This is a genomic window from Oceanococcus sp. HetDA_MAG_MS8, assembly GCA_019192445.1.
Lineage (GTDB): Bacteria > Pseudomonadota > Gammaproteobacteria > Nevskiales > Oceanococcaceae > MS8.
Map to the genome: position 1 here is coordinate 580,963 of JAHCMK010000003.1, position 10,266 is coordinate 591,228.

Sequence of the window (10,266 nt, forward strand, 5' to 3'; positions counted from 1 at the left end):
AAATGGGCGGCAGTAACAAATGAAAGGATCAGATCATGGTCGATCTTGATGGGTTTAGGCCCAACGTCGGCATTGTGGTCATTGGGCCAGAGGACAAGTTGCTCTGGGCCAAGCGCGTCGGTCAAGACGCTTGGCAATTTCCGCAGGGAGGAATTCAAAAAGGCGAAAGCCCGGAACAAGCTTGTTTTCGGGAATTGTATGAGGAATTGGGCCTGGGTGAGGCGGATGTACAGCTCATTGGGCGGACCTCCGGCTGGCTTCGCTACAGACTTCCCTTGCGTTACATCCGCCGAGGGAAACACCCACTGTGTATTGGCCAGAAGCAGAAGTGGTTTTTGCTACGTCTGCAAAGTAGCACCGAAGCGATCCAGTTCGACGCCACGGGGCACCCCGAGTTTGATGGCTGGCGTTGGGTGGATTGGCAGTTGCCAGAAAAGGAGGTGGTGTTCTTTAAGCGCTCGGTGTACCGGCGCGCCTTGAAGCAGCTGTCTCGTTACAAAGAGCGTTAGTGCCCCGCGAGGGCTATGCAAAAAATGCCACGAGAACTATTGACAATCATTCGCATTTGCATTCTACTGTGCGTATGGTTGTGTGTATCTGTCATAACGTCAACGACAAGCGCATTGCGGACTGCGTCGAGGAAGGCGTACGGACCATCAAAGGCTTGTGCGTTGCCACCAGGGCTGGCACCAAGTGCGGTAAGTGCTTGTGCGAGGCGCGGCGCATTCTGGACGAAGCAGTGTCGGCGGCTGAGCCGGCCTTGTCGGGGCTGACTGCGCAAGCAGTGAATGCCTTGAATGCTCAACCCGTGCCGACGATGGCGCGCTCCTAACGCCGCACTACACCCTGAGGCCGTGCTGCGCGCAAAGCTGGCACTGTTTCCTCCGGAAATCGCTTACTGGCTTGATTTCAAGGTGTGGGGTTGAGCGGCTCTGAACCGCTGCATTTTCGTTCTCAACCCGAGCTGCGGCTGCAATAAACGCGGACTGACGGGAGTCGCATTTTTTGGTTGGTTTGCAAAGCGCCTTTTGTGCCTGCGAAAGAGCCTGAGTGTGACCGGGTAGGTCTTACTCAACGACCGCTTTGGTGGGCTGAGTAGAATAATGAGAATCGGATTGATTCCGATTAAAAATACAAGTAAAAACAGATGCTTATGGTTGACCTGCCCGAGCTTCAAGCCTATGATGGCGACCTTATTGACACGGATAGGCAATTCCCATGAAAGGCGACGCAAAGGTCCTCGAGTATCTCAACGCCGGTTTGAAAAATGAGCTAACGGCAATCAACCAGTACTTCTTACATGCACGCATGTTTAAGAACTGGGGGCTTTCGGCACTGGCGAAAAAAGAGTACGAAGAATCCATTGATGAAATGAAGCACGCCGACGCCTTGGTCGAGCGGATCTTGATGTTGGAGGGGCTGCCTAATCTCCAAGACGTTGGGCGTCTACAAATTGGGGAAACCGTTGGCGAGTGTTTGCGCGCCGATTTGGCCAGTGAAATGAACGCTCACCCTTTATACAAAGAGGCGATTGGCTATTGTGAGTCCGTTGGGGACTACGTGACTCGCGAGCTCTTCGTGCACATTCAAGAGAGCGAAGAAGAGCACATTGATTGGCTAGAGACTCAGATTGAATTGCTGGACAAGCTGGGTGAACAGAATTACCTGCAGTCCGCCATCAGTGGTTTGAGCGAAGACTAAACCGCGCCTTGGCACCAGAATTGGGCCGGCCTGAGAGCCGGCCTTTTTTGTGCATGGCTGGTTTAGCCGCCCCAATAGGGTTTTTGGATGGCCAGCAATACAATGGCAATCAGGGCGAGGGCGGGGACTTCATTGAAGACGCGATACCATCGAGCGCTGCGCTGATTGTCGCCGGCAGCAAACTGTCGGACTAAGGCGGCACACCAAAAATGGTAGCCGTACAGCAAAAGCAGTAGCCCCAGTTTGGCGTGGAACCAGGGAGCCTGCAGCAGCGTGCTCCGCCAGCCCACTAAGAGCCAGATGCCGAAGACCGCGGTGAGCAGGGCGCCCAAGTGGGTAATGCCCATCAAGCGGCGCTCCATCACCAAAAACCGCGCCTCGCCATAATTGTCATCGGCGGGCATGTCTGCGTGGTAAACGAAGAGCCGGGGAAGATAGAACAGTCCGGCGAACCAGGTCACCATGAAAATCACGTGGAAAGACTTCACCCAAAGCATGGCCTAAACGCGTCCAGTCACAAGTCGGTGATGGGAATCATGCCTGTGAACCCAGGCTCGTGCAGTGCTCAGGTGCGGTAGGCGCGGTCGATCGCTTCAGGAGTGAGCACGCCATAGATGGTGGTTTGGTTGTTATGAGTGTTTTTCTCTACGCAAAGCGCATCAGCCGTTTGCTCTTTAAGGGCATCCCAGGCTTCTTGCAGGGAGGCGCGCAAGTGAATGCTGGCCAGTTGTTTGCGTTCACCTGGGATTTTGCTCAGATCGATGCGGCTGGGCGTATCTTCGCCGACCTTGATCTCGCCGCCTTGGCTGTCTTTAGCATTACAGGCATGCAGCAAGTCTGAGGCAGCCAAAGCAAAGCGGGTGCCGCTCTCTAGCTGCACAACGATCCAATCTGGGTGCCGGTTGAGAAGAGCGCGAGCATCATCCAATGCCATTTGTACCGGGGCGCGCGCAATACTGCGATTCATCGCGGCCATGACACTAATGCGGCGCAAAGACTGCGAAACGGGATCATTGCGGTAGTCCAAGCCGCGGTTACGCAGCACTAAGGTAAACACCGACAGCCCCGCAGTATCGCCACGGGCGACGACAACAGCTGTGACCACCACCAGCATGGCGGGTAATAAGATGCCGGTGCGTGCGGAAAGCTCCACCAACAACACCAAAGCGGTGAGGGGCGCCTGTAAGACAGCAGCGACCATGCCGCCTAGTCCGAGGAGGGCATAAACGCCAGGGTCGGATGCAGGCGACTGGCTGAGGATGCCGCCCCACTCACCAAATACCAAGCCGACACAGGCGCCGATGAGCATGCAGGGCATGATGACGCCGCCTGGCAGTCCAGCCGCTATTCCCAAGGCCGAGCACAGCAACATTAAGCCGCCGAGGGAGGCGGCAACACTCAGCTCCAGCTCGCCAGCAAGTGCGCGATTGATGACAGAGAACCCGTTGTCGACGAGGTCGTTGACCGCAACAGCGCCTAAAGCGGTGATGACGCCGACAAGGCTCATGCCGACCCAGATGGGCCAACGTCGCAGACGGCTGGTGGCCTGTGCGGCCAGGTCCAAATACAGCCGAGCCAACAAACCGAGTAAGACACCCATCAGCGCTAGATAGGGCAACTCGGCCATAGAGAGTAAGCCGCTGTTGGTCGCGATGAGTGCAGGGTGGCTTTGTAACCATAGATGCGCCACTGCATTGGCGCATACTGCGGCGACAATGCTGGGGGCGAGTTTGGCCACGGAGTACTCCACCACGATCACTTCCATGATGAAGATCACGCCGGCCAATGGCGTGTTGAACGAGGCCGATATGCCAGCGGCAGCCCCACATCCCACCAGCGCTCGGACGCTTGCTGTTGGAACGTCTAAACGCTGCCCTATCCAGCTGCCCGCAGCTGCTCCCATGTGCGCAGCCGCACCTTCTCGGCCCACAGCTTGGTGGCTACTAGTCGCCAGGACTGTGCCTAAAATCTGCAGCCACAGGTTGCGCGCTGGGAACTGGCCTTGGTGGTAGGTGAGGCGTTCAATGATGTGCACAAAGCCACCATGCCGATGGCGGGGCTTAAACAGGCTGTACACCAGCCCCAATAAAACTCCGCCATAGGCCGTCGTGAGAAAAATCCTCAGGCCGCTGCCACCCCAACCCTGCCACTGCTCTTGGGCAAGAACTAAGCTCCACTGCGCTGCCTGGATCAGCCCATGCAGGCCGGCAATGGCGAGGCCGGCCACCGCGCCCACCGCAGCGCCTAACAATGACAAATGTGCCAAGCTCAACGGCTTCTCGCGCGGTAGAATTCGTTCGCGAGTTCGGGATAACCATGCCGGCCAATTCATAGTCGGGCCATACTTTGGGTCGATGTCCTTTTGCAGTCTTTTAGGTGTTTAATCCAGCGTGAGTACGCAAGCCATCAATATCGGAATTGTCGGTGGGTCCGGCTACACAGGTGTGGAACTGATGCGCTGGCTATTACGCCACCCGCTGGCGCGGCTGCGTGTTGTAACCTCGCGCGCTCAGGCCGGAGAGCCCATCGCCCAAAGCTTTCCCAGTCTTTACGGCTGCGACCTGTGTTTTGTCGATCCAGCTGATGTGGACTGGTCTAGCTTAGATGTGGTGTTTTTTGCGACCCCACACGCCACTGCCATGCAACAAGCTGCAGAAATTCTAGCGTCAGGTTGCCGAGTTATCGACCTTTCTGCGGATTTTCGCCTGCGCGATCCAGCACTCTTCGCGCAGTGGTATGGCGTCGAGCATGCTGCCCCGCAATTGCTGGAGGAAGCCGTTTACGGTTTGCCGGAGCTTTATCCTGCGCGGCTTTCCGAGGCGCGCTTAGTGGCCTGTGCCGGCTGTTATCCCACGGCGGTACAGCTTGCGGCAGCACCTTTGGTGGCTGATGGCGCTGTTGCGCCGCATTCGTTGTTGGCCGATTGTAAGTCGGGGGTCACGGGGGCAGGACGAGGAGCGAAAGTCGGCAGCTTATACAGTGAGTGTGCTGATAGTTTTAAGGCTTACGCGGCGGGTGGGCATCGCCATCAGCCAGAAATTGAGCAGGGTTTGAGCGAGCTGTGCGGCAGCCCGGTTCGGGTGTTCTTCCAACCCCACCTCGTGCCTATGCTGCGCGGTATTCACGCTACCGTCTACGCCCAGCCACTGCGTGCGAATACGGATTGGCAGGCCGTTTTTGAAAGCTATTATCAGGACCACCCCTTTATTGTGGTGCGTCCCGTGGGCTCCCATCCGGCGACGCGGGACGTGCGCGGCAGCAACCGCGTGCATCTCGCGGTACACGCCCGAGATGAGCGGGTTATGGTTTTGAGCGTCATTGATAATTTGGCCAAAGGAGCCTCAAGCCAAGCGGTACAGTGCATGAATGTGATGTTTGGCCTGGAGCCTGCCACCGGTTTGGATGCTTGGGGGATGCAGCCCTGAATTTCACAATCAATGTTTGGGTGGCGGGTGCCGCGCTTTGCGCTACGAGTGCTCTGATTGGCTTTGTTCTTGGGGAGCAGCAATCGACCTCAGTGCCGCTTGATCGGGTGTCCCTGCCGAACAACGCTGGCCAGACAGATGTGACCGAGCAGGCGGCTTCGAGCGCTGATTTGAGCTCCGAGCTGCGAGACCTTACCCGCTGCGAAACGGCGCGCGCCTCTTTGCGTGAGTCTGTTGCCGAGCTTACAGCGCAGCGGGCCCGGCTGCGCGAGGACTTGGAGTTCTATCGGGGGCTGGTGGATCCAGAGAACTCGCCGGGCGGTGTGCGTTTGCATGCCGTGGAGTGGTACGCGCTGGCCGGAGCTCGGGTGATGCTTAGGGCCGTTTTGGCGCGCTCTGGTGGCTCGCGTGGCGTAGCCACCGGACGTATGGAGTTTCGCCTGCGTGGGCGTGAGGGGGAGCAGGTGCGTGAATACCCGATCGCCGAGCTGGCGGCAGGGCCTACTCCTGGGGCAGAGTATCGTTTTAGCCGCTTTCAAGAATGGGAGGCTGAGCTGGGGATTCCTTCGGCTTTTCAGCCCGAGCGCTTGATTGCATTAATTACACCCCAAGGTAGTGATGATACTGTCGTAAAATCTTGGGCCTGGCCTGCTCTGGAGGCAAACACATGACCGAAGCTGACATTTCAACCCCTGTGGTGTTCACCGAAGCGGCTGCGCGCAAGGTGGATGAGCTGATGAAGTCCGAGGAGCGGGAGGATCTCAAGCTGCGCGTGTTTGTCACCGGCGGCGGCTGTTCTGGCTTTCAGTACGGATTTAGCTTCGACGAGGAGCAGGCCGAAGACGATACGCGTGTCGACACCTTGGGCGTTGCTTTGCTCATCGACCCCATGAGCGTGGTCTACTTGGAAGGCGCTGAAATCGATTACAAAGATGATGTGAATGGCGCCCAGTTCGTGATTCGCAATCCTAACGCGTCCACGACCTGCGGCTGCGGGTCCTCATTTGCCGTCTGAGCTCGGGACGGGCGCGGGATAGTAAGCGCCCAAAATCACATGCTGATCCGCGCCGGTCACTGTGACGGCATTGCCAGGGGTCGCCGCGCAGTGGCGCATGGCTAGCCAAGCCATCGTTCCAGCTTCGATGGTGTCGTAGGGCCAGCCCCATTCCGCGCTATGGCAGAAATCTAAGCTTGGATTATTGAGCTTGAGCTGCTCAACCAAGAAGTCATTGCGGCTGCCGCCGCCGACCATGATTACGCGCTTTACAGGCCACTCCGCCAAAGCTTGAGTCACGGTTTGCACGCTGAGCTCCAACAATGTTCGTAGAACATTCGCGGGTTCGGCGTCATGACCGTTATCGCTATTTAGGCCGGCCCAGTCCAAATGGAAATACTCTCGGCCGGTGGATTTCGGAGCGGGTAATTGAAAATAGGGGTCTTGCAGCCAAGCTTGAAGCAGCCCGGGCACGACTTGGCCTTGGCGGGCCAGGGCGCCCTGGAGGTCAAAGGACTGTTGCCAATGCCGCTGGACCCAGCTGTCCATCAACCCGTTGGCCGGCCCGGTATCAAAACCAGCGCATAACTCGCCTTCGCGCAGAATGCTGAGGTTGGCAATGCCGCCAAGGTTCAATACTGCCGTCGGCACATCATCTAGTCCCCACAGGGCATGATGAAAGGCACTGGCTAGGGGGGCGCCCTGGCCGTTTTGGGCCATATCCGCTCGGCGCAAGTCAGCAACTACAGGAAGGTTGAGCCTCGCCGCGAGATGCGCCGCGCTACCTAGCTGCAGCGTGTTTTTCTGCTGTGGCGCATGAAAGATCGTCTGTCCGTGAAAGCCAATCGCATGCGGTGACTCCGGCAAGGATGTGTGCTCTAGAAAGTCGTGGACAGCCTGCGCGTGCGCAGCTGAAACTGCGACATCAAGCTCCATGTATTCGGACCAGCTGCGTGGCGGAGCCAGGGGCAGGGCCTGAAGGCGAGCTTGAAGCTCCGCGGGCCAGGGCGACTGCCAATGCCCAAGTAGAGCGCCTGCATAAGGCCGAGATGGGCAGGGGCCCAGAGCGACAACATCAATGGCATCCACGCTGGTGCCAGACATTAACCCCAGCCAGACGCCCTCGACCCACATGGTCATGGGCTTAGGGAGTGGCGCTAGTGGCGGCTTGTGCGAAGGTGGCGCCTTGACTCAGCTGAGCGAGCTGTGTGAGCAAGGGAGTTGTAGTCTGCTCGAAGCGGGCCATTTCCGCTGCGGGTAGCGGCGCCGCTGCGGGCAGGGCGACCGACAGCGGGTCTACGTGCTGCCCGTGTTTATGGAACTCGTAATGGAGATGGGGGCCGGTCGCTAGGCCAGACGCGCCCACATAGCCGATAGTTTGGCCCTGTTGCACCCGGCTACCCGTGCGGAGCCCGCGGGCATAACTCGACATATGTGCATACAGCGTCCGGTACTGTCCTGCATGCTCAAGAATGATCGTACGACCGTATCCTCCCCGCGTGCCCAAGTGCGCCACTCGGCCGTCGCCTGTAGCGCGGATGGGTGTGCCGTGCGCCGCCGCGTAATCAACGCCTTTATGGGCCCGCACCCGGTTCAGAATAGGGTGCTTGCGTGCCCGGGAGTAGCGGGAGCTAATCCGTGCAAACTCTACTGGCGTACGGAGGAAGGCTTTGCGCATAGGGCGTCCATCGGCGTTGTAGTAGCCGGCGGAGCCTTCAGCGGGCGTGTAATACACAGCCTGAAAATCGCGTTTTGCGGCTTCATAAGCAACGGCCATAATCCGTGGGTGTCCGGCGACCGTTTCCGTGTTTTGCAGATAGCTTTGCTCGTAAATGACGTGCAGGCGGTCGCCGTCACGCACATCGCGTTCGAAGTCGATATCCCAGGCGAATATGTCCGCGAGCTGCATGATCATGCGGTCACTCAGCCCCATCTCTAGCGCGCTCAGGTACAAGCTGTTGCGAATGACGCCGCTGGCTTGGTGGCGCTTGGTTTCCGTGGCCTGGGTGGTGATGGACTGCTCCCAGCCCGCATCCGAGCCGGCGATTTCCAACGTGCGCAAACTATCTAAGGGGTAGCTCAGAGCTAATAGGCGGTCGCCGTCGCGGCGAATTGTCAGGACTTCACCGGGCTGCATGCGATGCAGGCGTTTGGCTTCATCGGGCAGTTTGGACACGGCCAACCAGTCCGCTGCGCGAATGCCGGCCTGCGCCAGTAGTCCGGATAAGCTGTCGCCACGCGTGACAACTAATGATTGCTCTTCACCTGCAGGCGTCTGCTCAGCGACGCTATGGGGTTGTGCGGCGTCAGCGAGCTCGGCTTCCGTGGCCAGCGGGGGAGTAGGCGTCGTACTGACGGCGGGAAGTGGAAGTTCTAGCAGGTCCAGGCGTGCGTGGGCCGGATCGGCGGTCAGGCTGAAGTAAAGGGCGGGCTGTAGGGCTGGCGCCGCGTAGGCGCTCGCAATCAAAGGCATCGAAGCGAGTGTCTTGGAGGTGCCGGAAACCTGAGTTTGATGAGTCCAGTCTGAGTGTGGTGGACGGGTCGCCTGTGCTGCCAGCAGACCTGCGACGGCCAGCGCCGGCGCAGCTATCAGCACCCAGCGGCGTGGGTGACGATGTGCGTCGTGACCTACACTATGCATATTCATGGGCCCTGTCCCGAATTCAACCCCAAAAGCTTGTTGGCGAGAGTAAGGCATGCCGGCGGGTAATTCAACAAAAAACAAATGGATACAGATGGCTTTTGAGGCTATGCGTCAAAATATTGCCGAAACTGCCTCCCAATGATGGTGAAATGGAATGAGTGATTACCTTCAGCAGCTGGACGAGTTGGTTCGTGGTGCCGCAGAGGTGGTGCCCGAAAGTGGGCTGCGGAAACGCCTCGAGGAAGCGAAGAAGCCGCTGCGTATCAAAGCGGGCTTTGACCCTACCGCGCCGGATCTTCACCTGGGGCACACGGTGCTGCTGAACAAACTGCGGCACTTTCAGCAGGCCGGGCATGAGGTGATCTTCCTCATTGGTGATTTCACGGGGCGGATTGGGGACCCCACTGGCAAGAACGTCACCCGCAAACCCCTGACTGAAGACGATGTGCGACGCAACGCAGCCACATATAAAGAGCAGGTCTACAAAATCTTAGATCCAGAGCGGACCCAAGTCGCCTTCAACTCGGAATGGTTGGGTGCTATGTCCGCGGCCGACATGATTGGCTTGGCGGCGAGGCATACAGTCGCCCGCATGCTGGAGCGTGAAGATTTCAATAATCGTTATAAAACCGGGCAGCCAATTGCCATCCATGAGTTCTTGTATCCCTTGCTGCAGGGCTATGACTCCGTGGCATTGCGCGCTGATGTTGAGCTTGGTGGGACCGATCAGCTATTCAATCTCTTAGTCGGTCGCCAGCTTCAGCAAGACTACGGTCAAGCGCCCCAGGTTGTGATGACCATGCCCATCTTGGAGGGCTTGGACGGGGTGCAGAAAATGAGCAAGTCCCTGAATAACTATATCGGTGTCCGAGATGCCCCGGACGATATGTTCGGCAAGCTTATGTCTATTTCCGACACTTTGATGTGGCGGTACTACGAGCTGCTGAGCAGTTTGAGCCTGGAAGCCATCGCCACTCTTCATAAAGACGTGGACGAGGGCAGCTTGCATCCCAAGGAAGCCAAGCTGCGCCTGGCGGCTGAGATGGTGCACCGTTATCACGGTGGTCCAGAGGCGGAGCAAGCTCGGCAAAACTTCGAGTCACGATTTCGTGATCAGCAACTGCCCACGGATTTAGATCTCATTCGCGTCCCTGCGTTCGACGAGTCAGGAATCGCGCTGCCGCAACTATTGCGTGAGGTGGGGCTGGTCAAGTCTGGAGGCGAGGCCTTAAGGATGATTCAGCAGGGCGCGGTAAAGGTCGATCAACAGCGTGTATCGGACAAAGCCATGGTTTTGCCCGTGGGTACAGAGTGTGTAGTCCAGGTGGGCAAGCGCAGAGTTGCGCGCGTCGCAGTTGGCCAAGCTGCTCAATAGCCGCCTAAGTGGTTGATTCATCATCCTCGCAAACTTTTTTCGCAAAAGGTGTTGCGCGTCACGAAAAATGCTCTATACTGCGCAGCTCCTGACGCGACGCGGCCAACACAACGGCGGCGGCGCAGGG

10 protein-coding genes and 1 pseudogene are annotated in these 10,266 nt (G+C 58.1%); 7 read left to right on the forward strand and 4 right to left on the reverse strand.

Annotation, left to right across the window (positions count from 1 at the left end; all coding sequences use genetic code 11):
* Nucleotides 1-35: 35 nt before the first annotated feature.
* From KI787_08390 to bfr, 3 genes are all read left to right on the forward strand, one after another.
* Complete coding sequence (locus KI787_08390) at nucleotides 36-509, forward strand: RNA pyrophosphohydrolase (GenBank protein MBV6629969.1); 474 nt, start codon at nucleotides 36-38, stop codon at nucleotides 507-509.
* A gap of 74 nt (nucleotides 510-583) precedes the next feature.
* A complete protein-coding gene (locus KI787_08395) occupies nucleotides 584-832 on the forward strand; it encodes a (2Fe-2S)-binding protein (protein MBV6629970.1) in 249 nt (82 codons plus the stop codon).
* Between the two features lie 386 nt (nucleotides 833-1,218).
* The gene (gene bfr, locus KI787_08400; protein MBV6629971.1) at nucleotides 1,219-1,701 is read left to right on the forward strand and encodes a bacterioferritin; all 483 of its coding nucleotides are present in this window, start codon (nucleotides 1,219-1,221) and stop codon (nucleotides 1,699-1,701) included.
* Nucleotides 1,702-1,763: 62 nt separating this feature from the next.
* On the opposite strand, the gene KI787_08405 is transcribed toward bfr, so the two are convergent.
* Together KI787_08405 and KI787_08410 are read right to left on the reverse strand one after the other, a co-directional pair.
* Nucleotides 1,764-2,198 (reverse strand): CopD family protein, encoded by a 435-nt coding sequence (locus KI787_08405; protein MBV6629972.1) that lies wholly within the window; start codon nucleotides 2,196-2,198, stop codon nucleotides 1,764-1,766.
* Between the two features lie 68 nt (nucleotides 2,199-2,266).
* On the reverse strand, nucleotides 2,267-3,973 hold the full coding sequence (locus tag KI787_08410; protein ID MBV6629973.1) for a chloride channel protein: 1,707 nt from the start codon (nucleotides 3,971-3,973) through the stop codon (nucleotides 2,267-2,269).
* 82 nt (nucleotides 3,974-4,055) lie between these two features.
* Between KI787_08410 and argC the strand changes: the two are divergent.
* The 3 genes and pseudogenes from argC (at nucleotide 4,056) to erpA (ending at nucleotide 6,141) form a co-directional block, all read left to right on the forward strand.
* Nucleotides 4,056-5,126, forward strand: a pseudogene (gene argC / locus KI787_08415) (N-acetyl-gamma-glutamyl-phosphate reductase).
* Nucleotides 5,108-5,797 carry a hypothetical protein gene (locus tag KI787_08420; protein ID MBV6629974.1) on the forward strand — a complete coding sequence of 230 codons (690 nt, stop codon included), beginning with the start codon at nucleotides 5,108-5,110 and terminating at the stop codon, nucleotides 5,795-5,797. The pseudogene argC and the gene KI787_08420 overlap by 19 nt, the downstream one beginning before the upstream one ends.
* Entirely contained in the window at nucleotides 5,794-6,141 is a 348-nt protein-coding gene (erpA, locus tag KI787_08425; protein ID MBV6629975.1) for an iron-sulfur cluster insertion protein ErpA, read from the forward strand. Before KI787_08420 ends, erpA begins: the two co-directional genes overlap by 4 nt.
* Here the strand turns inward: erpA and KI787_08430 are convergent.
* Both KI787_08430 and KI787_08435 read right to left on the reverse strand, forming a co-directional pair.
* Nucleotides 6,127-7,260, reverse strand: coding sequence for an anhydro-N-acetylmuramic acid kinase (locus KI787_08430; GenBank protein ID MBV6629976.1), 1,134 nt, complete (start codon nucleotides 7,258-7,260; stop codon nucleotides 6,127-6,129). The genes erpA and KI787_08430 overlap by 15 nt on opposite strands.
* Before the next feature lie 4 nt (nucleotides 7,261-7,264).
* Nucleotides 7,265-8,767, reverse strand: a complete 1,503-nt coding sequence (locus KI787_08435) for a peptidoglycan DD-metalloendopeptidase family protein (GenBank protein ID MBV6629977.1) — start codon at nucleotides 8,765-8,767, stop codon at nucleotides 7,265-7,267.
* Between the two features lie 151 nt (nucleotides 8,768-8,918).
* Here KI787_08435 and KI787_08440 point away from each other — a divergent pair, with 151 nt between their 5' ends.
* The gene (locus KI787_08440) at nucleotides 8,919-10,139 is read left to right on the forward strand and encodes a tyrosine--tRNA ligase (GenBank protein MBV6629978.1); all 1,221 of its coding nucleotides are present in this window, start codon (nucleotides 8,919-8,921) and stop codon (nucleotides 10,137-10,139) included.
* The last annotated feature ends 127 nt before the right edge of the window (nucleotides 10,140-10,266 follow it).